Annotated in this window: 20 protein-coding genes; 6 read left to right on the forward strand and 14 right to left on the reverse strand. The window is 56.1% G+C overall.

What is annotated here, in order from left to right; genetic code table 11:
• The first annotated feature begins 12 nt into the window (after positions 1 to 12).
• Positions 13 to 834 carry a hypothetical protein gene (locus NQE15_RS21295; RefSeq protein ID WP_265944529.1) on the forward strand — a complete coding sequence of 274 codons (822 nt, stop codon included), beginning with the start codon at positions 13 to 15 and terminating at the stop codon, positions 832 to 834.
• Between the two features lie 666 nt (positions 835 to 1,500).
• Here NQE15_RS21295 and NQE15_RS21300 read toward each other — a convergent pair.
• A complete protein-coding gene (locus NQE15_RS21300) occupies positions 1,501 to 1,779 on the reverse strand; it encodes a hypothetical protein (protein ID WP_265944531.1) in 279 nt (92 codons plus the stop codon).
• 416 nt (positions 1,780 to 2,195) lie between these two features.
• On the opposite strand from NQE15_RS21300, the gene NQE15_RS21305 reads away from it, so the two are divergent.
• From NQE15_RS21305 to NQE15_RS21315, 3 genes are read left to right on the forward strand one after another with little or no spacing between them, the layout of a single operon-like run.
• The gene (locus NQE15_RS21305; protein WP_265944532.1) at positions 2,196 to 2,624 is read left to right on the forward strand and encodes a hypothetical protein; all 429 of its coding nucleotides are present in this window, start codon (positions 2,196 to 2,198) and stop codon (positions 2,622 to 2,624) included.
• A 24-nt stretch (positions 2,625 to 2,648) separates the two neighbouring features.
• Positions 2,649 to 4,505 (forward strand): glycosyltransferase family 2 protein, encoded by a 1,857-nt coding sequence (locus NQE15_RS21310; protein WP_265944534.1) that lies wholly within the window; start codon positions 2,649 to 2,651, stop codon positions 4,503 to 4,505.
• Positions 4,502 to 5,464, forward strand: a complete 963-nt coding sequence (locus NQE15_RS21315; protein ID WP_265944536.1) for a glycosyltransferase family 2 protein — start codon at positions 4,502 to 4,504, stop codon at positions 5,462 to 5,464. Before NQE15_RS21310 ends, NQE15_RS21315 begins: the two co-directional genes overlap by 4 nt.
• Here NQE15_RS21315 and NQE15_RS21320 read toward each other — a convergent pair.
• From NQE15_RS21320 to NQE15_RS21335, 4 genes are read right to left on the reverse strand one after another with little or no spacing between them, the layout of a single operon-like run.
• On the reverse strand, positions 5,457 to 6,473 hold the full coding sequence (locus NQE15_RS21320; RefSeq protein WP_265944538.1) for a glycosyltransferase family 2 protein: 1,017 nt from the start codon (positions 6,471 to 6,473) through the stop codon (positions 5,457 to 5,459). The two genes, NQE15_RS21315 and NQE15_RS21320, sit on opposite strands and share 8 nt — an antisense overlap.
• Entirely contained in the window at positions 6,470 to 7,372 is a 903-nt protein-coding gene (locus NQE15_RS21325; RefSeq protein ID WP_265944540.1) for an NAD-dependent epimerase/dehydratase family protein, read from the reverse strand. The genes NQE15_RS21320 and NQE15_RS21325 overlap by 4 nt, the downstream gene beginning before the upstream one ends.
• A complete protein-coding gene (locus tag NQE15_RS21330; protein WP_265944542.1) occupies positions 7,369 to 8,490 on the reverse strand; it encodes a glycosyltransferase family 4 protein in 1,122 nt (373 codons plus the stop codon). Before NQE15_RS21330 ends, NQE15_RS21325 begins: the two co-directional genes overlap by 4 nt.
• A 50-nt stretch (positions 8,491 to 8,540) precedes the next feature.
• Positions 8,541 to 9,500, reverse strand: a complete 960-nt coding sequence (locus NQE15_RS21335) for a glycosyltransferase (RefSeq protein WP_265944544.1) — start codon at positions 9,498 to 9,500, stop codon at positions 8,541 to 8,543.
• A gap of 86 nt (positions 9,501 to 9,586) precedes the next feature.
• On the opposite strand from NQE15_RS21335, the gene NQE15_RS21340 reads away from it, so the two are divergent.
• Positions 9,587 to 9,883, forward strand: a complete 297-nt coding sequence (locus NQE15_RS21340) for a hypothetical protein (protein WP_265944546.1) — start codon at positions 9,587 to 9,589, stop codon at positions 9,881 to 9,883.
• Between the two features lie 13 nt (positions 9,884 to 9,896).
• On the forward strand, positions 9,897 to 12,323 hold the full coding sequence (locus NQE15_RS21345; RefSeq protein WP_265944548.1) for a tetratricopeptide repeat protein: 2,427 nt from the start codon (positions 9,897 to 9,899) through the stop codon (positions 12,321 to 12,323).
• On the opposite strand, the gene NQE15_RS21350 is transcribed toward NQE15_RS21345, so the two are convergent.
• The 9 genes from NQE15_RS21350 to NQE15_RS21395 form a co-directional block, all read right to left on the reverse strand.
• A complete protein-coding gene (locus NQE15_RS21350; protein WP_265944550.1) occupies positions 12,303 to 14,291 on the reverse strand; it encodes an acyltransferase family protein in 1,989 nt (662 codons plus the stop codon). The genes NQE15_RS21345 and NQE15_RS21350 overlap by 21 nt on opposite strands.
• A 41-nt stretch (positions 14,292 to 14,332) precedes the next feature.
• Positions 14,333 to 15,796, reverse strand: coding sequence for a hypothetical protein (locus NQE15_RS21355; protein ID WP_265944552.1), 1,464 nt, complete (start codon positions 15,794 to 15,796; stop codon positions 14,333 to 14,335).
• Positions 15,797 to 15,828: 32 nt separating this feature from the next.
• Positions 15,829 to 16,281: a hypothetical protein gene (locus NQE15_RS21360; protein WP_265944554.1), complete on the reverse strand. Its 453-nt coding sequence runs from the start codon at positions 16,279 to 16,281 to the stop codon at positions 15,829 to 15,831.
• A gap of 80 nt (positions 16,282 to 16,361) precedes the next feature.
• Positions 16,362 to 16,790, reverse strand: coding sequence for a pilin (locus NQE15_RS21365; protein ID WP_323054919.1), 429 nt, complete (start codon positions 16,788 to 16,790; stop codon positions 16,362 to 16,364).
• 501 nt (positions 16,791 to 17,291) lie between these two features.
• Complete coding sequence (locus NQE15_RS21375) at positions 17,292 to 17,537, reverse strand: hypothetical protein (RefSeq protein ID WP_265944556.1); 246 nt, start codon at positions 17,535 to 17,537, stop codon at positions 17,292 to 17,294.
• Positions 17,488 to 18,639 (reverse strand): hypothetical protein, encoded by a 1,152-nt coding sequence (locus NQE15_RS21380; protein WP_265944557.1) that lies wholly within the window; start codon positions 18,637 to 18,639, stop codon positions 17,488 to 17,490. The genes NQE15_RS21375 and NQE15_RS21380 overlap by 50 nt, the downstream gene beginning before the upstream one ends.
• The gene (locus NQE15_RS21385; protein WP_265944559.1) at positions 18,630 to 18,974 is read right to left on the reverse strand and encodes a hypothetical protein; all 345 of its coding nucleotides are present in this window, start codon (positions 18,972 to 18,974) and stop codon (positions 18,630 to 18,632) included. The genes NQE15_RS21380 and NQE15_RS21385 overlap by 10 nt, the downstream gene beginning before the upstream one ends.
• 7 nt (positions 18,975 to 18,981) lie before the next feature.
• Positions 18,982 to 20,094, reverse strand: coding sequence for a response regulator (locus tag NQE15_RS21390; protein ID WP_265944561.1), 1,113 nt, complete (start codon positions 20,092 to 20,094; stop codon positions 18,982 to 18,984).
• Positions 20,091 to 23,306 carry a hybrid sensor histidine kinase/response regulator gene (locus tag NQE15_RS21395; protein WP_265944563.1) on the reverse strand — a complete coding sequence of 1,072 codons (3,216 nt, stop codon included), beginning with the start codon at positions 23,304 to 23,306 and terminating at the stop codon, positions 20,091 to 20,093. Before NQE15_RS21395 ends, NQE15_RS21390 begins: the two co-directional genes overlap by 4 nt.
• Positions 23,307 to 23,449: the final 143 nt, after the last annotated feature.

Consider the following 23,449-nt stretch of genomic DNA (forward strand, 5'->3'; position numbering starts at 1 on the left):
TCCGTCATCCCGATGCCATCCCCGAGCCATAGCGATGTCACGCTGATCGTCCGAGAGTGCGGCGAACGCACTGCCGATGCCTGCGTGGGCCTGCTGGAGGAAATGTTTCCTAGGCAGATCGTCTTTCGGGTTTCGGGCCAACCTTTTGCGGCGACCTTGGAAAAAAGCCTGCTTCAAGGACTAGCGGAGGCACGCCCCTGGACATTGTGCATCGACGCCGATGTACTAGTGCTACCGTCGCTAATAGATTTCATCGATGAGGCCAAACGCTTGCCGGATCACTATGTGGAAGCTCAAGCGTTGGTAGCCGATAAATTGTTGCCCGCCCGGCGCCCTGCAGGCAATCATCTGTATCGAACTGCCTTGATCCCCAAGGCCTTGAGCTGCCTTCCCAAGGGGGCCAGCCTTCGGCCTGAGTCATCCATGATGGACTACCTGGGTCAAGCCGGCCATCCCTACCATCAGTCTGGCATTCTGGTAGGCCTTCACGATTTCGCCCAGTTTCCTGCCGATATTTACAGTAAGGCGGCATTGCATGGCCACAAGCATGCCTATCTGGAAGAATTGCTGCTTCCACTATGGCAGGAATGGGCGCAAGAGGATCCAGACTACCGCATTGCCTATGACGCCTTTGTTGCCTCCCGGCAGAGCCCCCACCCGCAGCCGTCTCCCGAAATTCACCACACTACCTTCCCACTACAACCAGGTCGCCCGTTCCAGAACTTGGGCGCATGTCAGCAATCGACCTTCAGTCAATGTTGCGTCGTGCCCCCTACCTCCGCCCGGAAGCTGCTACATTGCGTAATCGCATTGAGAACGACGTTGCTAGATTGATGACACACCAACGGCGTTTGCATGCTCTAACCCTGACCCGTTGGCAGCGCCGTTGGCGTCGATTGCTGGGACGTTATCCTTTCCCGCTGTGCTCCAGCTGATTGCCTGCCCTGCCGCATGACTTCCGAAAAACCACTCGCCCTGTATGCCAAGTCCTTTGCACCCGGCAGCCAGGTAAGAAGACTGGCAGAACAGCATGCTGCACTGACTCAGGCTACGATATGGATCAGTCTCGACCCCATTGGGTATCACACGCCACCTCAAGGGGTTCTCTGGCTGCGCCTCGGCGAGCAACGACTAAGGAAACCTGGATTACGCCAAACACTTGCAATTCTCAGCAAAGTCGTGCCTGCCTTGCATGCCGTTGGCGCCCGCAGACTTAGCTGTCTCGACGACACTGGCAGAATACGACCGGTGGTCAGTGCCATAGTGCAGCACCTCTCTCGTACTCCCTTACTGGCTGGCCTTCCGATGAGGCTGCTCCGTCTCATCAGCCCTTCCCGAGCAAGGCGACTTGCTTCGCAACGAGAAGATTGTGATGGGCTGCTTCGGCAACTGTTTGATGTCGGCCATTACCTCGGCTGTAACCCCCCAGCGTCATCCGACATTTCCCCTCTCGCACATTTCCTCGCCGCCGGACAATACGCCGGACTAAACCCCCATCCGCTATTCTGGAGTGACTACTACGCCACCCAATTCGCGGGAGGTTTCGATGGACTTGCGCCGTGGCGACATTTTGTCGAATCCGGCGGCAATCCCAATCCCTTCTTCCTGACCAGTTGGTATACCCGGCAACCCAGCGCCGGACGGCATCATTCCAATCCATTGCTGGACATGCTTGCCCACCATCGCGCCGGCGACCAGCCCCCCGATCCAAACCCGCTCTTTGACCATGCTTGGTATGTATCCCATCACGACTCCCAAGGAATATTGCCCTTGAGTCACTTCCTTCTCAGCAACGCCCGGCTGCCAACGTGCGCCTTTCTAGCCCGGCACCCTGAAATTGCTCCCATGGACTACGACGGAGGGTCCTATCTTCCCGCCTTCCTGCGTCAATTTGCCAGCCGTCCTTCCTCCATACCCGCCACAGCCCCAGGACCTTCGACAGTTGCCCGGCACGAGCATCGCGTTGCCGTTTGCTGTGTTGTCACAGGCAACTACGATACGCCGCAACCGGTCAGCCATCGAATTCCCAAGGCCGACTACTTTTTGCTTTGCGACAGCCCCCGAATGGCCCACTCGACGGCTGGAGCCTCATTCAGGTCGATTCTGTTGCGGGAAAATCTGCCCAGTACCTTTCACGCTATCTGAAAATGAATCTACTAAGCCACATACCAAGGGCAGAAAGTTACGACGCCGTCGTGTATATCGACGCGAACATTACAATGCGAGGCGATATCGCCCCGGCGATTTCCGCATTCGTTGCCAGTACAGCCGATCTCGGGGTAGTGCCGCATCCGTTCCGTCAATCTGTGTATGAGGAAGCTGCGACGATCATGCTGCACATGCGCGAATCACGTGAGCAGGTTTACAAAGTGCTCGAAATGCTCGAACGAGAAGGCTGCCCCCCAGAGGCCGGTCTGTTCGAGATGAATTTCTTTTCGCTGCGCCCAGGACCGCCTGCCGATCAATTCCTGAAGGATTGGTGGACTCTATTCCAGCAATATGGAAACCGTGACCAGCTACTGGCACCCTTCGTTACCTGGAAGCACAGAATGAAACTCCATGCCCTCATGCCGGCAGGGCAATCGGTCCGCAATCATCCCGCGTTCCAATACCGGCCCCACTGAACAACGCCGACTGGCATCACAAGAATGAACACAACCCATTACCTCTCCGGAATACGGGACTTTATTGTCGGCCGCAACATTTCTGAGCTGTTTATCAAGGGATTTCGTCTGTGGCACCGCGAAGGCCTCCATGGACTGACACGGCTCATCCGCGGCTTTGGCGACATTAGCTATAGTGAATGGATTAGCCGTTATGACACGCTCACGGAGCATGACCGCCTAAGTATTTCACGCCATATCGCGGCCATGACGTACCGCCCGCTGATCTCCGTACTGATGCCAACTTACAATACGCCAGAATGGCTTCTGCAGAAGGCAATTGCTTCCGTTCAAAGTCAACTCTACCCAAATTGGGAACTGTGCATTGCCGACGATGCATCCCACGCACCCCATGTCCGCACGTTTTTGGAGCAGGCAGCCCAGCTAGATCATCGCATCCGCATCGTCTTTCGCCAGGAAAACGGACACATATCGGCCGCAAGCAATTCAGCACTGAAAATTGCCCACGGCGACTTCATCGCCTTGCTTGATCACGATGATGAATTGGCTGAATCCGCGCTTTACCACGTTGCCAACGCCCTAAATGAAAATACGGACCTTGATCTTCTCTACAGCGACGAAGACAAAATCGACATTCATGGCAAACGTTTTGGCCACTACTTCAAGCCCGACTGGAATCCGGACCTGTTCTGCTCACAAAACATGATCAGTCATCTTGGTGTCTATCGCACCTCGATCGCGCGGGCCATTGGTGGATTCCGCACCGGTTACGAAGGCTCCCAAGACTGGGATTTTGCCTTGCGCTTCATCGCTCAGACGCAGCCGGCGCGCATCCATCACATTCCTCGCATTCTGTATCACTGGCGAGCCATTCCCGGATCAACCTCTGTTTCCATCTCGGCCAAAAGCTACGCAGTTGAGGCTGCCCGCCGCTCGCTCACCGATTACTGGAACACAAGGAAGATACACGTCGAGTTGGAAGGAGTAGAGCCTGGGCATTTCAATGCCCGCATCTGCCTACCTGCCATGCCACCTGTTGTTTCAATCATCATTCTCGCGACGGATCGTCTCGATCGACTCCGCTGTTGTATGGACGGCCTGAATGATGAAACTGATTATGCAGAACTGGAGATCCTGCTCATCACCAGTTCCATCACCAGCCCAGACATCCAGGCTCATCTTCCGAATCGGCGACAAGACCGGAACGTGCGTGTTCTAGCGTACTCTGGTCCGGCCCAGCATTCGTCGATATACAACTGGGCGGCCGAACAGGCACAGGGGGAGGTACTCTGTTTACTCAGCGATGCCGCCGCGCCGGCCTCCCCCTTGTGGCTCAAGCATCTGGTGGGTCACGCCCTGCGGCCCGAAATCGGCGCAACCGGCGCCAAGCTGTGCACCCGAGAGGGAAAGGTGGTTCATTCCGGATATATTCTGAACAATGGCGAACCGGAATGCCCGTTTGCCGACCAAGCCACTGCTGCGCCGGGGTATGCGAACCGTGCCCTGCTCAACCAGAACCTTTCCGCCGTATCTGCTGCCTGCATGGTCATCCGTAAGGCACTATGGGATGAAGTGGGCGGGATGGACGATCAGCTCTTTCCGGCAGTTTCTGGCGACATCGACTTCTGCCTTTCCCTGATCGGCAAGGGTTACCAGAATCTCTGGGTTCCGCTGGCCCTACTGTATTATTCTGGTGAGCAGCCTCGTTTGCGGGGGGAAAATGAGCTTGCCCGCCAATCGACCCTATTGGCGCTTCGCAAGAAATGGGGCGAACGCCTTAACCACGACCCGGCCTGGAACCCCAATCTGGCGATCAGGCACGGTTCGATTGGGCTGAACAACCCCACCTGTCTTGCCACCCGCCAGGGACAAGACAGGTGACTGATCGCTTCTCGGTGGCCTTGGCAACCTGCAACGGGGCCACGTACCTCGCGGAATTCCTTGACAGCCTGGCGGTACAACAACTGCCCCCTTGTGAGCTCGTGGTCAGCGATGACGCTTCTACTGACGCGACGCTAGCCATTCTCGAACGTTTCGCATCTGATGCCGCCTTCGAGGTTCGCATTTTGCGTAACACGACCCGACTGGGGGTGGTCAATAATTTTGCCCGGTCCATTGCCGCGTGTTGCGGCGAAGTTATCGCATTAGCCGATCAGGATGATGTCTGGCACCCCCACAAACTCACCCGTCTGGCGCAAGCCTTACTCTCGCCAGAAACGCAAGCGGCATTTTCCGACGCGGCAGTTGTCGATGCCGATCTCGCTTCTCTAGGTTATACGATGTGGCATCGCGTACGGTTTACCCAGGACGAACAGGCATGCATGGCAAGAGGTGAAGGATTCACAGTCCTACTGAAACACTCCGTTGTCACCGGAGCAGCACTGGCATTCCGGTCCAGTTTGCGTGATGTCGCGCTCCCCGTTCCCGAGGACTGGGCTCACGATGCCTGGCTGGCCAACATTGCTGCAGCCCGGGGAGCCATCATCCCTGTACCAGAACTGCTGCTGGCATACCGACAGCATGACAGCAATGTGGTTGGCGGCCGAGCCAGACCACTTCTTTACGAAATCCGCGCAGCGCTCAAGACTGATCGTGCAGCTTGGTACCGAACCGAATTGCAACGGTGGGAAGCCCTGAATGCGCGTCTCGCATCAACCAATCCCGCAGCATCAATGCGCTCTTCACTGGCGGAAAAGATTCGCCATCTGCAGTCGCGCGCCGATCTGCCTGTAGCAAGATGGCGGCGCGTTCCCTTGGTCCTGAACGAAGTCCTGACTGGTCGCTATGCCCGTTACGCACGTAACTGGGGCAGCATCGCCATCGACCTGCTTGTCAAATGAGCCTAGGCAGACCATGCTTGAACAGCATTCGTAGCTTGTAAGGTATCCAATCGAAAACGGAAAAAAAATCCGTGCTGGCGACTTGGCCGTGCTGATGGATAGCCGTTCGCAGATCCCATAAACTAGACTTCCGCCGATAGATGGCTACGAATACCGGCAGGTATATCTCTGTCAGATAGGCGGTGCGCCTTTTGAATAGCGACAGTAGCACTCCCTCGCAGAACAGCATGAGGATATGCATCGGCAAGATAACGGGCATGAACAGAGCCGGACAAGTCAATGCCATGACATACGTCTTGTTCCTTTCGGACAAGGCCCGTCGCCGGAAGGTACTGGCCAGACGACCGTCGCGGACCTTGCCACCACCGAAGCTCGCCCCCACCCGATGACTGTAGCCGGAAACGTCAAGCACACGCACAGGATAACCGACCAAACGCGCCCTGCAGCACAGATAGAGATCCTCGCCGATCGAGCCGAACCACTCCGGGAAGCCGCCAAGTTCGTTCCACAGGTTGCGCGGCAGCCACAGGCAGGCGCCGATAGCCATCGCCACCTCGCGCCGCTCGGGGTCGAGATTCGGCACCGGGTTGTAGAACGGGTCGAGTAGGCAGCCGCGATCGATCAGTGCGCCGCTATCGTAGTCATACTGCGGCAGACTGAGCAGCACCGGACTGGGGGCTGCCTCCGCCGCGGCCAGCAGATGGTGCAGGGCATCGGGCAACAACTCGGCGTCGTTGTTGAGCAGCAGCACGTATTCGCCGAGAGCCGCGGCGACCATGCGGTTGTTGGCAATGCAGAAGCCGACGTTGTCGGCACTACGGATCATTCGAACCACGGGATAAGCAAGGCTGATAATTTCGACCGATGCATCGCTTGAAGCATCGTCATGGACGAGTATCTCGACCTCAAAATCACCTTTTTGGGTGAGGACAGAATCAAGGCAGCCGGCGATCATCGCCGCCCCGTTGTAGTTGGCGACGCAGACCGAGACGCGCGGCGTCCCGCTCACTGCAAGCTCCGCCAGGTCCGGGCAATGCCTTCCTCGAGACCGACATTCGGCACCCAGCCCAGACTGGCCATAGCCAGCCCGGAATCGAGCACGATGCCCCCGACATCGGAAGCACGGGCAGGACGATAGTCGACGGCCAACGGTTTGCCGGTGACGCGCTCGACGATGGCGATAAGCTCGCGTAGCGCCACTCCCACGCCGCTGCCGATGTTGTAGGTAACTGCCGGCGCCGCGAGCGCCGCGACGCAGGCGGCGACCATGTCGTCGATGTAGAGGTAGTCGCGGACAGCGCCACCGTCACCATAGACGACCAGCCGACCACTGTCCCTCGCCCGCTCCAGCAAGGTCCGAACCGCCCCAAAGCCAGGGCGGAGCCCTTGCCCCGGGCCATAGACATTGGATGGCCGCAGGATGGTCAAACGCCCGGGATGGCGCTGGCCGAACACGCCGAAAAAGCTCTCCAGCGCAAGTTTTCCGGCGCCATGGTAGGAGACGGGAGCCAACGATGCTTGCTCTGTAGCGAGTTTGGCGTCTCCATAGAGCGCTCCACCGGTCGACACATATAAGTACTTGTTTGCCGGGAACTGTTGGGCACATTCGAGAAAGCGCAAGGCAGGCAACACGCTGACTTCAGCCTCCATTGCCGGCTGCCAGACCGTATCGGCTGGTGTCGTCGCGGTCGCCAAATGAAAAACTTCTGCGCAACGAGCCAATAGCGGGACTACGACATCGTGGTCGCCCTGATCTCCCTGATGGGCAATGACGCCCGCAGGCAGTTCGCCAGCCAGCCTCCGCGACAGCACATGGACCTCGTTCCCGAGTGCGACCAGGCGGGCCGCTAATGAGCGCCCTATAAACCCGGCCCCACCAACCAGCAGAATAGCCCCTGTAGATTTCACAGACGCCTCAGCAAATCATCATAAGCATCAACATAGCGCCGGGCGCAATCATCCCAAGTTCCTATATGCTCAGCCACCCAGATCCGTGCGGACAAGCCTATGCGGCAGTTGAGTAGCGGGTCATCCAATTGAGCGAGAGCGGTCGCAAAACAATTCGCATCATCGACAAGGAACCCGGTCTCACCATTTCTCAGCAGATCACGATGTGCAGGCAGATCGGACGCGATTACTGGCAACCCTGCTGCCATTGCCTCCATCATCACCTGAGGTCTGCCCTCGTCGTGGATACTCAGCGTTAACAGGCCCGCAGCGCGTGGAAACCACTCCCGCGACAAAGTATCGGGATTGGTCGGCCCGTGATATTCAATCCAATTGGGTAGCGTGAGCGACTCCTGCATCGGCCCGAGCAAATGCAACCGGTGAGTGTCGCCGAACAGGCCTTCGCCCCATTCAAGCAAGTGTCCGAGCTTTGCCTTGGTTATTCGGGAAACAACGATCCAATCGTTGCATGCACAGGCATCGGGATTTCGATTCAGGGCAAACCAGCGGTCATTTACGCCAAATGGGATGGGCCGAATTTCTGCCAGATCACCGAAGTTCTCTCTAAGTGACGCCGCCATCCATTCTGCATTTGGCGCCAAGGTCGCTCGGCGGCCAGCGAGCATTCTTCTTACCAGCTGAACCATTCCTGGTAGTTTAAGAAGAGCTAGGTCACTGCCCAAAACGGTAATCAGCGCAGGAATGTTGGTTGCTGCCAAGGGCAATGCGTTTTGTATCCAATTGACGTGAGCCACGATTTGCCCGCCGTCACCCGAAAAATGTCGATAGAGGCGCCGTAGCCGCCAAAGTAGATTCAAGGCATGAAACCCACCGCGCAGTGGCTGGCGGCGTAACAAATGAGCTATCCCGCCCCGTTTCAGCAGTTGCGACAGCCACGCAGCATCACCATCGGCCAATGCCGACGTAACACCCAGCGGCAAGGTGCCTGGAGGGGCCCAAAGCCGGAGATCGAATTCCCTGACTCTTGCCAACGATTCCGCCATATCGAAAATGAAGCGCCCTTGCCAATCGGCCCCGCTGGCGGGATAGGACGTTGCCACCATCAGGACCTTCGGCACATCGCCCCCGAAACACCAGACTCAATCAAGATGCCATTCCTATGTCCCTCCTAAGCCTTTGGCTTCTCCGGGCCATCATCCATACCTTTGTAATGCAGTGCTGAAACCTGCTCCGAAACGATACCGATCAGGAATGTAAAGATTGCGGAGATGAAGAGCAGGGCACTCATGTTGGTAAAACGCCCAGATACGAGGAAGGTATAGAAGTAATACACAAGCCCAGTCACCAAGAAACCAGCACTTATCGGCAAAAATAGCTTCTGCGGCGAATAAAGCGTCCCAATCTTGATGATAATTAGCAGGAAACGTACGCCATCGCGCAACGGTCGGATGTGGCTCTTGCCGATACGTCTTGGCGTATGTATGGGCACATATCCGACGCTATAACCTGCCCGAAAGAAACTCATTGTTATTGTTGTCGGGTACGAAAAGCCGTTCGGAAGGAGATATAGGAACTTGCGGAATTTATCAGCCCTGACGATGCGAAAACCTGAGGTGAGGTCATCCACGGTCTGCATCACCATCCAACTGGCCAGACGACTAAAGAAATCGTTGGCAACTGCACGGTGCATTCCGGCGTGAGAACCTGATTGACGGGCGCCGACGACCATGTCGTAACCTTCATCGAACTTCTTTAACAACGCCGGGATATCTTCGACCCTGTGTTGCCCGTCCGCATCCATGAAAATCAGGACGTTCCCTGTTGCCACCCGGGCACCACTCTTGATGGCAGCGCCGTTACCCTTGGGATAAGGGTGTGAATGCACCTGAATATGGGCATCCTGGCACAAGGCCACAGACTGGTCGTTTGACCCGTCGTCTACCACTAGAATTTCGGCAAGCGGCATACAACGTTTGAGTTCAGGAAGTAATGCACTGAGCGCCTTAGCCTCGTTTCTTGCCGGAAGAATTATTGTCACACTACTCAACAAACACCTCTTATCAATGGAGACCGAAAGAGCAAAACTCAAAGCCACACATGGACCGCAACCGAGCAGCAAAATGAACATCAACAAACATTAGGCAAGGCCCGACGTCCGATTCGGCATGATACCTTATCAACTTTGAGATCAAGAACTAGACATGGAGAGGCGCGATGATTCTAAAGTGGTTTGATGCAAGTGAAGCTAAGGAATTCGGCATTTCCCTCGCACAGGATTTGCTAAAGCAGGACGATCCTGCAAAGAGCAAAAGGGCAAAACCAAGCCAGAAGAAGAATCACGATGCACTATTAAAATTTCTGGATCGAATCGCCAAATTCAAACTGCAGCACAACCTCAACATTTACAAAAAAGCTCAGTTGGGCAACGCCTTCGAATGGAAACTCATCGAAGGTGGCTACGACCCAAAATACGCCAAAAGCATCACCACATCACTGCTAATCAAGCTGTAGAGCCGAGAGTTTCATGTTCAGTTCATTAAAGAAAATATTCCTGAAGAAAGAAAAACCAGAGCATCAGGAAAAGGAAAAAGGTGATCGCTATCTATCAGAAGGCAATCTGGAGGCAGCTGAACGCTGCTATAAGGAAGCGTTGAAACAGGATCCAGGCTACTGTGACGCATTAATCAATATTGCTTACATTCTTACGGAAAAAAACAAGAATTCAGATGCCATCGCATTTCTGGACAAAGCGCGCGCAATATCAGCCAAAAATCAAGATATATATTTCTTCTTAGGCCTTGCCCACAAAAATATCGGCAACACTAATAGCGCAATTGAAAACTTCAGGCTTGCGATTCAATACAAACCTGATTTTGATGCGGCCTATCTTGAAATTTGCCAATGCCTGGTTGTAGAAAACAAACTTGACGAGGCGAAAATCCAGGCGATCGCCGCTACCAAAGCATGTCAGGAAAACAACGATATACACCATTTGCTTGGCAATATTCTGGCGTCGCGCGGTGAGCTGGAAGACGCCATCGGCGCTTATATTCGTTCGATAGAACTTCAGCCCAATGCTCCTGAAGTCCATATCCATCTGGCAACCGCTTACCGGCTACGGAAGGACGACGAAGCCGCAATCGAACATTACCGACTTGCTTCGCAACTTCAACCACAGAATGCAGAACCCCATGCAAACCTTGGCGACCTCCTGCTCAAGTCCGGGAAGTTCGCCTTGGCACATGAAAGCTATCAAAAAGCCATCGCTATAAATCCACAAGCCCCATCGGCACTAAGTGGCATCGCTCTGCTATTGCAAAAAAAAGGCAAGTTGGAATCTGCGGTTGAGTATTACGAAAAAGCTCTCGCCATCGCGCCAAAATCGGCAACGATACACTGCCATTTCGGCATCGCGCTACAAGCCCAAAATAAACTTAGTGAAGCTGTTGCTGCCTACCGCAGAGCACTTGCCATAAATCCGGAGTACGCAGAAGCACACAACAATCTGGCAGGGGCACTTCATGACCAAAACAATCTGACAGCGGTCATCGAGCATCTGCAAAAAGCCATTACGATCGACCCCGGTTATGCCGAAGCTCACAGTAACCTGGGGGTCGCGCTCTATGAGCAAGGACATGTTGAGCAGTCGGTGGCAAGCTTTTATCGAGCTCTAACAGTCAACCCCGAACACATCGCCGCTCATAGTAGCCTCTTGTTTGTTCTGAGCTTTTCACAACAACATTCACCTGAAGAATATCTGGTTGAAGCTAGGCGTTTTGGTGAAAAGATTTCACGTCTTGCGAAACCGTTCACCTGCCATCCACCAGTAACTACCACCGGCAAAATTAAGGTTGGCCTAGTTTCGGGAGACCTTCGCGGACACCCTGTTGGATATTTTCTGGAAAACATACTGCACCATATCAACCCCGAAAGAATAGAGCTAACCGCCTATCCAACCAACGACCAAGTAGATGCCCTAACCAGACGAATCAAACCGTACTTCAAAAGCTGGAAGCCAATCACCTGGCTAAACGACGAATCTGCCGCCAGAATGATCTACAACGATGGCATGGATATCCTAGTCGACCTCGCTGGACATTCCGCCCACAACCGCCTTCCCGTATTTGCCTGGAAACCGGCACCAATTCAAGCCAGTTGGCTGGGATTTTTTGCCAGTACAGGGCTATCGGAAATCGACTACATACTCGTTGACCCCAGTTCAGTCCCTCCTGACGGCCATGCTCACTACTCAGAAACACCCTGTTTCCTGCCTGAGACACGACTCTGTTTCACGCCCCCCGCCGCGATTGAGGCCCCCGAAATTGCCTCACTACCTGCAAGGCAAAATGGCCATATCACATTCGGTTGCTTCCAGCATCTGGCAAAACTGAACGATCAAGTACTCAAGCTCTGGGGCCGTATCGCACAAGCGATTCCTGACGCCAGATTCCGGCTCCAAATAAAACAATTGACCTGTGACAGCATCCGGATTCAGTTCCAACAGCGCCTGAGCGATTTCGGCATACCGGCTGAACGAACCATGCTGTTCGGCCCTCAAAACAGGGAGGGCTATCTGGCAGCACACTCAAATATCGACATCATTCTCGACACCTTCCCCTACCCCGGTGGAACTACCACCTGCGAAGCTCTATGGATGGGGGTTCCTACATTGACACTCTCTGGCAACTCGATGCTAGCGCGCCAAGGAGCCAGCATCATGTCATGTACGGGTTTGGCAGACTGGATCGCCACTGATGAAGATGACTATCTGGACAAGGCAATCAAATTTGCCGGCAACCTTGAAGATTTGTCCGACCTGCGTGCTTCACTTCGAACGCAAGCAGGAGCATCACCATTGTTCGATGCTCCGAGATTTGCAAGAGCCCTTGAATCCAAGCTTACCGAGATGCACCAGGAGAAAACAAGGCAGTCACGGCACGCTGATGGCTGAGACTCGTGATAAAAAGTCATCAGAAATTGACAGCACATATTGCGCTGTCAGGTGTCGATCATCGCGAAAAACGACACTACTGCGTTGCTCAGCCGCGCAACGTTGGTCGGGACAAACCACAGGATTCATGTCAAGCACACTGACGTTGTCAAAGGCATTTACAGCTGCTGTCAGCCAACTCTTCAATGCCACCCCACCCTCGACTGTCACGACACACTCATTCGATATCGGCAGGAAACGAGCTCGCCATGCCTGCCTACCGAGACAGTGCGGGCCATCAAACGGAATGATTGGCGTTGGCTGGATCAAATATATCCTCTTTGCCACTCCCGACAATTCTTCAAGAAGCCTCCGGGTCCCCATCGTCCATTGTGTCTCGGTAAAGCCATATGACCCGGCCGATCCAATAAACACCAGATCTGGTTTCAATTCTGTAATGGTCTTGGCTACCTGCCCCCTCCAGATCTCGCACTCGACATATTCCCGCCCGATGCGAGGATAAAAAACGATTTCATCCACAAAGGGACATGCTGATTTCGTCATTACCAACAGACGCCAATCGGCACCGGCATAAATTTTCGATAGCGCTGGAAACCACTGTGCACCAATGCTGTCCCCAAGCAACACCACAGTGTGCTGTGCATCCTTGTTGCCAAATTGGCAGGCATTCAGGCTTGACGAGTGAAACCAATCGTCACACCCCATTGCGTAAATCCTGGGCAAGTCGAAGCGAGCATCACGGTGGCGCTCCTGTTCTGGCGCTGCTAGCCAGGAAGTAGACGCACCGAGCCACAACACACTAGAGCCAACCGCTGACAACATCATGAACAAGCCACCCCAAATTGACCAACGCGGACGGGACGACAAAAATCTGCTGTAGCGAACAGGGCTTTCAATAAAATGAAAAGTCACGACAGCCAGACAAAGTGAAACGGCCAACAAGACCATCGAGGATAAAAGTTGCCCCGGGGCAAGAAGGCTGCCACCAAGCAGCAGGACCGGCCAATGCCAAAGATAAAGCGAATACGAGCGTCGTCCGAGCCACAACAGGGGAGACTGCGACAATAGGCGAGCAACACCATGTCGGCAGCCAGCCGTCCCGGACAACAACACCAGAGCAGCTCCAATAGACGGCGCAAGTGCGCGCATCCCCGGGTAGGGCACGCCCCCATCTAGTATCATCGCTGAACCCAAGATCAAAAGCAGGCCGCACCACCCCGCAATCACTGAATCGCGCGCTGATGGCGCAAAAACAAACCATCGACCAAATACGGCCCCATTTCGCCTATTCACGACATCGACAAAGACACAAAGTGCCCCTAGTGCAAACTGCCACCCTCTAAATGGCATCAGATAAAAAGACCAGCCCGGGTAGCTGCTCAGCAATCCATATGAAAAAACGAACGAGAAAACGAAACAAGCACCGAGCCCGTAACCCAAAACACGCTGCCAGCTTCTTTGCAAATAGCGTGCAAGCCAAAAGAAAAGCAGCATCAGGAAAGGCCAGACAAGGTAGAACTGCTCTTCCACCCCAAGCGACCAAGTATGCAGAAACAAGTTGCTGCTGGCACTTGCACCAAAATAATCCACCTCGAGAAAAGCAAAGTAGATATTGCTAAACCATAGAGATGCGGCGGTAGCGGCACTTATCTGATCCAATTGCTCCGAAGGCATCAAAAAAAAGGTGGCCGCCATTCCCGTCCCGAAAATGGTTACCAGTAACGCGGGAAGCAACCGCCTAATTCGTCGTGCGAAAAAACCAGCCAAGTCAATCGAGCCAGTTGCACGAATCTCTGCCAGCAACAAACCGGTAATCAGATAGCCTGAAATTACAAAGAACAGGTCGACGCCAATAAATCCCCCCTCAAATCCGGGAAATTTTGCGTGTGAGGCAAGGACCAGCAGAATGGAAAGGGCACGAAGCCCCTCAATATCGGTACGAAAGCGAAGCTGTGGATGATCTTTCACGACATACTAAAAACGATCAGACTTTCATACTGACTAAAACACTAGCCTGCGTAACGACTATCGAGGCCAAGTAATTGTTCAAGCTCGTTAAGCTCTTTGCGCTGGGCAGCCGGAACTTTCATCTTGGCAAATTGCATATAAGCTTCGACTGCGCGCTCACGCTCCCCTGCCTTCAACAACAAGTGAACCAAATTGAGCCGCAGGGAAACGCTGGATGGATCGACGCTAATCGCCCTGTTTGCATATTCCATGGCGAGCGGTATGGATTTCATCTTGGCAAATGCGAAATCCATCCCGACGGATAAAATCAGACCTTTGGCAGAAGCATCAAGTAGTGGATTTTCAAGCGCGCTAGCAAGTAAACGTTGCACCTCGTGATCCTTCAGACACAAGCGGTTTTCAACCAATAGTTCGGAAAGACCTTTATAGACACCAAGGTCCCCCGGTGAAAATCGGGCTGAACTCAATCGCGCCATTAACAGAGTCAGTTGCTCCTCATTTCTCGAAAGATGGACTTGGCAAGCCAGATACAACAGGCCGATCAACGGTGCCTTGGCATCTTTATCGAGTTCCGATGAACGCACAAGGTAATAGTTGATTGCCTGAAACGCCACAGGGTTACCAAGACTATTCGTCGCTTCAGCACGCTTGATGACAATCAATGCCGCCTGGTAATTGGCACGAGCAGAATCGGGGTGGGCTGCCGCCTCAAAAGTAGCACGACGATACTCGTCCCCCCACTGATTTGCCCTTAGTCCGGTCAGTAATACACAAAACGATGTAAAGCTGATGAGGAAGACAACGCGCGGAACATACCCCTCTTCTTCTTTCGCCGCCAGCAGCAGCGAACCAAAAAGGAACAAAGGCCCCAGCGAGGGAAGGTAATTCCGGTGTTCGTGCATGATCTCAAGAGGCAGAACACTTGACTCCAATATATGCCCGACCAAAAACCAACTTACCGCAAACAGCAAGATAGGCCACTTCTGACGCATCCGGAGGGCAAATCCGATCAAGGCACACCAACCCAAAATTGAGACGAGGGTCTCAGGAGGCACAAGCAAGCCGCGGGATATCTGAAAATCGTCGTGATACAGGCTGAAAGAATCGGGCAAGGGAAGAAAGAGCTGGGCCAGATGGAACCACAAGACTCGAGACTCGGTTAGCAGGCGCTCTACGAGAGTAAAATCGCGGAACCGATAGCCTGATAACAGAACATCCCAGAAATACAGCCCTAAGAAAAATGTAACCCCTCCCCCAAGGCCTAGCACCGTAATCAGCACGCGCCGGGAAATGATCCGCTCGCCAACATTCCTGGTCAATAACTCGCAAAGCAGCGCAAACAGGGGGAAAAGCAGCCCGGACTCCTTTGCCAGAACAGCAGCTGGCCAACAAACCAAAAAACTTACCGCAAAGGAACTCCAGCGTGTTCTCAGCGCATCTGCATTTCTCCCAAACAGATAAAAATATAGTGCTGCCAACGTAAACAAGGCGGCCAGACTGGTCATCCGCTGGGTCACAAAAAGAACGGGGGAAAGATTCAGTGGGTGCAACCCCAGAGCAACGCAACACTTAGCGGGAGAAAACCAGCCCCCCTCACCCGATTTAATCGGTTCCAGAGTTGCCCAACGACCAAAAAGACAAGCACTCCGTTGACCAGGTGAATTAACAGATTGACCAACTTGAAAGAAAATGGGTCCAATCCACCGAAATACAAATTCAGCGCAAAACTTGCCATGCTTAGCGGGCGCCCCAAGGGGCTGGCCACACCGTTAACTGAAGCATCGATAAGGCTGTAAAAGGAACCATCGAATAGCCTCAGGGCAGGGTTTTCGACAATGTTCGAGGCATCATCGAAGAAAAACCCCCCTTGCAACCCTGGCCAGTAGACAACTACGACAATCAACACCCCCACCAGCGCGCACATCCATTTAAATGCAGAACCAAGCCCCTTTGCATTCATTCCATTCTCAACACGAGATTCAAGAGGCATATTTCCATTCACATCAGAACATTCTGAGCCACAAAAAAACCCCACGATAACTCGTGGGGTTTTTGGGAAAGTGAGTTGGATTAACGGCAGTTGGCAGGACGATATTTAGCAGCGATGGTGCTCGTCGTGCAATCCCAATTGACAACACCAGTTGCATCGGCGGTACCAACCAAAACGATAGTGCTACCGGCAATTTTCGGTTCTGCAGCAGAAGCTGTTGCTGTGATGGTGCCAACATTCGTTGCACTAGTTGTATAAGCCACAGTAGCTACGTACTTAGATGTTTGACCGGAAATCCCAGCAGAAGCGACCGCTGGCATATGCCCCAAAGTCTGAAAGGCCTCGGCGATTGTAGTTTTTGGGCCGGATGCAGCAAGCATAACTTCAGACACTTTCGCACGCACTGTGTAATCCTGATAAGCCGGCAGCGCAACAGCAGCCAGAATACCGATGATGGCGACAACGATCATCAGTTCGATCAGGGTAAAGCCTTGTTGTACACGCTTCATTTGAATCTCCTTTATTGAAAAGGCGGGAATAGCCGCTGATAAAGCTTAATCACGTTCCGTGCCAGGCCTTTCGCAACCGTACCCTGACACAAAAATGCCCTGTCATTCATTCACTTAGCACCGTCTGCTGACTGACACCAAAAACGGTACATCAGCCCCTCTGAAACGAACTGACAAAACACGGCACTTGCCACCTGCGCGAATGGTCAGTTACCGGCATCACAGCACGCATCGGCATATATTCTTTATAGCTGGAAACAGTGAAGCCCACGCTGTCAGGCATGGGCTTCGGTTACTGCAACCCCTGCACTTTCGGCTGGGGTATTCGGCATTACGCCGTTACGGAGTACTACACGGTAATCTCAAGAAATGCTTCCATTGATAACTGCCATAGACTCTCCTGCAACGCAGCATTTGCTACCACTGCATGTCGGGCTTGCTGCGAACCTTGACACGGGTTCAGCTTACCACTCTGAGGATAAAACACCAGCCGTTCCTCGACTAACGCCGGAAAATGACATTGACGCCCGGTGGCACGCTGGACAGCGGCAGGTAGCCGACGGCGCCGGGGGTGTTGCGGACATAGTCGAGCACTTCGCCGATATCGGCCACTTCCTTCGGCGGCGCGCCCTTGCCGACGTAGCGCCTGACCAGCCAGTAGGCGGTGTATTGCTCGTCATTCTGGCCGAGCAGCGATTCAAGAAAACTCTGGCGGACCGGGTTCCCGGCCGGCAAATTGACCGGCATCGCCGAGAGCTGGCCGATCGATACCGAGCGTCCGGTGTAGAGGCGCTGCAGCGCGGCGGCGTCGGTCTTCGGCATGCCGGCGTAGGCGATGACCGCGACCGGCTCGCCAGCGAGCGTTCCGCCGGCGGCCAGTTGGGCGAAAAGGAGAAGGAGCAGGCGCTTTCTCATGACCGGCTCGTTCAGAAAGTAAAACTGTAGGAGACGGAAAAGACATCAATGCGCTGATCGGCGCTACTGCCGCCACTGGGCGCGTCGACAAAGCTGGAGACGATACCGGTGCGCGTCTGCGACCACTCGGTCTTGAGCAGCGAGCGCGGCGTGAGCTGGTAGGCCGTACCGATCGCCCAGGTGCATTGATCGTGGCGATCAGATAGTCGGCGGCGAGGTGCTGGCTGGCGGCTATGCCCGGTGCAGGTATCGACACGTTGTTGTTCTCGGCTGCCTGGTAGCGGCGCAGGACCTTGCCGGCCGACTGCATCTGCGCGTAGTAGCCGTAGGGCGTCCACCGGCCGATGCGCTTGGCCAGCGCGGCATAGCATGCCCAGCGGTTCCAGCCGTTGACGGCGTCGGGGCTATACAGTCGCGCATACTCCGCGGTCAGCTGAAAGCCTTCCGGCAGGGCAACACTGGCGCCCTGCGTGAGGAGTTGCGAGATGGTGGCATCGACCTGCGGCGAGCTGCTGACATCGTAAAGTCCTTCGCCCGGCTGGTAGGGGGGTGAGGGCAAGGGGGTAAATGCCAGATCGGAAATAATGCCGCCCTGGCGACGCCGGGTTTCGATGCGGTGATAGCCGATCCGATAGACGTCCTCGTCGGTGCGCAGCGACAGGACCAGGCCGCCGCCCTCGAGCCGGGTCGGGTCATACCAGGTCGCGCTGCCGCCCTGCGGCGGCATGTCCCGAACATGCAGGCGCTGGAAATAATTGATCTTGCCGTAATAGCCGTCGAGCCCCCACTCCCAGTCGGCCCGCCACCAGGACTTGGAAAACATCACGCCCCAGATATCCGTGGTCGGGGCGGTGGAATAGACCTCGACCGGAAAGCGGACAAAGGGATAGGTCGCTCCGACATCCTGGTTTTCCGTGTTCAGCATCAGCGGCACGCGCAGCTTGCCGGCGCGCAGCAGAAAATCATCGAGCGGTCGCCAGGAGAGAAAGGCCCAGGCCAGCGAAGGCTCCCAGCGCGAGTCGCTGTCGGCCGCCGGGCCAGCCGGGCCTGAACGGTGGCACCGAACTGCTGGTTGAACTTGACGTCGAGTTGCCCGCCGAAGACGCTGTCCCGATTGAAGGTGCCGCGGTCGGTGATGAAGCGCTGATAGCGGTTCGCACTATCGGAGATGGCGTAGCCGGCCGTGCCGAAGCCGGACCAGTTGAATTCCGCAGCATCCGCCGCCAGGGGTACGACCAGCACCAAGGCCAGCCAGTAGTTGAATTTCATGGGCATCCTAATTGTCGGCGGCATCGCCGGGCGCATTGTCAGCCAGCTGGGTGGCTATCCTGGAAAACTCGTCTTTCAAGGCGGTGAAGGCGTCGACCAGGGCCGGATCGAAATGCCGTCCTCGTTGTTCCTCGACCATCCGCACCGCCGCTTCATGGCTGAACGCCGTCTTGTAGGGGCGCACCGAGCGCAGGGCATCATAGACATCAGCCACCGCCATCAGCCGAGCGGCCAGTGGAATGGCCTCGCCCTGCATCCCGTCCGGATAGCCTGAACCGTCCCAGCGCTCGTGGTGGTTACGGGCGATCTCACAGGCGAACTGCAACAGCATGTTGTCCTCGCCCAATTCACGGCGCGTCCGGGCCAGCATGCTCGCCCCTTTGAGGGCATGCGTTTTCATGATCTCGAACTCCTCGACCGTGTGCTTGGCGGGCTTGAGCAGGATATGGTCGGGAATCGCGATCTTGCCGATGTCGTGCAAAGGAGCCGCCTTGGCGATCTGATCGATGCGCTCGGCGGTAAGAAACTCGCGGTCGCGCGGCTGTTTGCTGAGATATTCGGCAAGCAAACGGACATAGGTCTGGGTCCGGCGGATGTGGTTGCCGGTGCATTCGTCGCGAAACTCGGCGAGCGACACCATAATGCGGATCGAGGCCTCCTGCAAATGCAGCACCTCATTGACCCGGCGCTCCACCTCGCCCTGCAACCAGGCGCTCTGGTTCTCGAGAAAGGTTTGCCAGGCCTTGATCTGCAGATGGGTGCGGACCCGGGCGAGAACGACGGAAGGCACGATCGGCTTATGGATAAAATCGACGGCCCCCAGTTCGAACCCTCGCTCCTCATCGGCCGCATCGACCTTCGCCGTCAGGAAGATCACCGGGATGCCGACCGTCAAATCGTTCGACTTAAGACGGCTGCAGACTTCGTAGCCATCGGTTTCCGGCATCATGATATCGAGCAGAATCAGGTCAGGCGGGTTGCCTGCGGCCAGTTCCAGTCCGCGGGCGCCGCTGCTGGCGAGCTTGACGCGATAGTGCGGACGCAGCAGCTGATTGAGCAGACTCAGGTTGGCCGGGGTATCGTCGATAACCAAAATGGTGGGGCGGACAAGGGTATTCAATGGTCTTCCTCATGCTGAGTCGTGACGGCCAATGCGGCCAACGCCTCATCAACGTTCCAGTGACTGATAGCACGCTCGATCGCCGCCAACTGGAGCGGGGTGTACAAGCTCCCCAGGCGCGCCTTGTTGGCCCGCCAAAGCTCCTCGGCCTCGCCGTCGCCATCGCTCAATTGCTGCCGCAGCAAGCCCAGCACCCGGCTCAGCTCGGCGGTATCGAATCCGGATGCCCCTGCATGCTGATTCTCGGGCAATGATGCCAGTTGGTCGAGCAGGGGTTGCAGCCGGTGCTCGAGCGCAGCGATATCGGCCGACAGTTCGTCGTGCCCCCCTGAAATGGCCTTCTCCAGCGCCTGCACCGCGTTTTGCAAAGAGGTCATGGCAAAAGTCCCGGCCAGTCCCTTGAACGAGTGGGCGTGTCGATGGGCCGTTTCATGATCGCCGAGCGCCATGGCATCACGCAACCTGTCCGGAAAACGCCCGGCCTCCTCGGCAAAGCGCCTGAGTGCCTTGACCAGGAAAGCGGTTCGCCCGCTGAATCGGCGCAGCAAAAGCACGCTGTCGATTTCCTCGATGGCCGCCAAGGCAGCGGCAAGAGCCGCTCCCCCCCCCGGTACGACAGCAGCCGGCAAAGTCGCCGGCTGCGTGGGCAGGGCAACCGGCGCGTTGGCAGGAAGATAGGGATGCAGCAGCGTCAGCAATTCCTCCGGCTCGAAAGGCTTGGCGATATAACCATTGAAGCCCAGCGCAAGCACCTGCTGCAGTTCATGGCCCAGTGTGTGAGCAGTCATGGCGATGACCGGCAAGGATCTAAAGCGATCGTCGGCGCGCAAGCGACGCACCGTCTCACGGCCATCCAGCACCGGCATCTCAAGATCCAGCAGTACCACCGCATAGCCGTCGGGCAGTCCGGAGAAAAGCTGGCTCAAGGCCGCCCGACCATCCGCCGCGACATCGACCGTTGCCCCCCAGCCACAGAGAATCTCGCGCGCCACCTGCTGATTGATTTCGTTGTCCTCGACCAGCAGAATCCGCATCCCGTTCAACACGTGCGAATAGCGGGCGCTGCTATCCGGTGCCAGCAGGGCTCCGGACGCTTCCCGCGTCGCGCAGATGCGACGCAACATGCCGGGCATCAGCGGTTTGGGCAATAGTTCGCTGATGCCTGGGCAGTCGATCTCGGCTCGCAACAGTGCGGTATCGGCCGCCGACATGACAATCGTTTTCGCCGGCAGCGCCACGCCACGCGCCTGCGCCGCCGCGATCAGTGCCGCCCCGGAAAGACCCGGCATATCCCAATCCAGGAGCAGCAGGTCATAAGGCGTTTTACGCTCTGCGGCGGCAAGCAACTTGACCAAGGCCGATTCGCCATCGGTCGCCTGGTCGACGTGAGGGCAACCGGTGATCCGCAACATCTCCGCCATGCAGCTACAGGCAGGAGGATAGTCGTCCACCACCAGCGCCCGGCTGCAGGCCATGCCGACGCCCTCCTCGACTACCCCGGCGCCGGCAGCGACCGGCAGTCGCACCGTGAAATGAAACGCACTACCGCGACCGACCTCGCTTTCGACGCCGATCTCGCCCCCCATTGCCTCGACCAGATGCTTCGAGATGCTCAGCCCCAGGCCAGTCCCGCCATATTTCCGGGTGGTCGAGCCATCGCCTTGGGTAAACTCCTGAAAGAGCCGCGCCACCTGCTCGGGCGTCATGCCGATGCCGGTATCCTCGATCCGGAAAGCCAGGGTCGCCAGGGCCACATCACTGGTGACTTCCCGGATGCCGAGTCGAACATGGCCGCTCTCGGTAAATTTCACGGCATTGGTCAGCAGGTTGATCAGCACCTGGCCCAAACGTAAGGGGTCGCCGACCAGCGCATGCCGGCATGGCCGAAAATCGAGCATCAGTTCGACGCGTTTGGCCTCGGCCCGTTGCTGAACCATGAAAAGCGCGTGCTGGACAACCGGCTCCAGCTCGAAAGGCGTGGCTTCGAGCACCACCTTGCCGGCCTCGATCTTCGAGAAATCGAGAATATCGTTCAGGATACCGAGCAGCGCGCGTGCCGCCGAATGGATCTTGGTCACGTAATCGTGCTGTCTTGGCGGCAGACCCGATTTCAGGGCGAGATAGGCCATGCCAAGGATTGCGTTCATCGGCGTGCGGATCTCATGGCTCATGTTGGCCAGAAAAATTGATTTCGCTTCGGTCGCAACCTCGGCCTTGGTCGTCGCCTCGACCAAGGCCTGCTGCGCGACCTCGCGCTGCTTCAATTCGGCCTCGATGGCATCGGCCATCCCGTCGAGGGTGGTCGCCAGGGCCTGAACCTCCTCGACCCCGCGCACATCCCCGGCCCGTTCGCCGAAAGACTTGCCGGCCAAAGCCGTCGCCGTCCGGTGCAGCGAGGTCAGCGGGGCAAGCAGATGCCTTTGCAGATATCGATAGCTGACCAAGAGGACCACGCCGGTCCCCAGCAACAGGGCCAAGGCCGAAAATATCCATTCCTCCAGCCGGCGCGAGGCGCGCCCCAGATTGTTGGCGGTGCGCCGATCAACCAACGAGGACAGCTCCTCTACCGCCAAGGCCAGATCGGCCCGCAATTTCAGATAGGCTGCCTGATGCAGCAAGTCACCGGCAAACTTGCGTTGCGGCGCCGTCTCCGAGACGAACTCGCCGGCCACCGGGTCGTACAGCCCCTGGGTGGCAGCGAAGGCTACCTGTTCAGTCTGCTTCATCTGTTCGGTGATCTGGTAGATCTTGCGCACCACGGCCTGCTCGCCGGGATCGAAGCCGAGTTGCCTGGTCCGTTCCTCCAGCGGCAGCACCTCGCCAGTGGTCGGCGCGGTGTAGGGCTGGGTTCCGGCGATGATCTGCTCCCAGTACGAAGCCGACAGATTGTCCGGGCGCGGCTTGGCCCCTTCGCGGATGGCGAGGATGTCGTAGTAATAGATCAGGAAACGCGGATTGCTGGTGATGACGTAGGAAATGACCAGACGACCGAGCAGGCTGACCTCCTGCTGAACACCGACCATCAGCGCCATCGAATTCTGGCGGTGCTGCGCCGCCGCCGTGGCTTCATTGAAGGCCGCCAAGGCGCCGAAAGTAACGCTGCCAATCAAGGTCAGCATGCCGGTCAAGGCCAAGGAGACGATGAGAAACGCCTTGCGCAGATTCATCTGCCGGCCGGGTGAGCCGGACGAGCCACGACCAGATTCGGACAACGCTTTTCTCTCCAGCAACACCATGACAATGTGAAATGAATCATATGCCAAATCGATGCCCCGAGAAGGGCCAATTTATCTTTCGCGACATCGATTGGCCGATGGCCGCCAATCGTTCAGAATAGCGGCATGCCTGCCTTCCC

The sequence above is a fragment of the Dechloromonas sp. A34 genome (assembly GCF_026261605.1).
GTDB lineage: Bacteria > Pseudomonadota > Gammaproteobacteria > Burkholderiales > Rhodocyclaceae > Azonexus.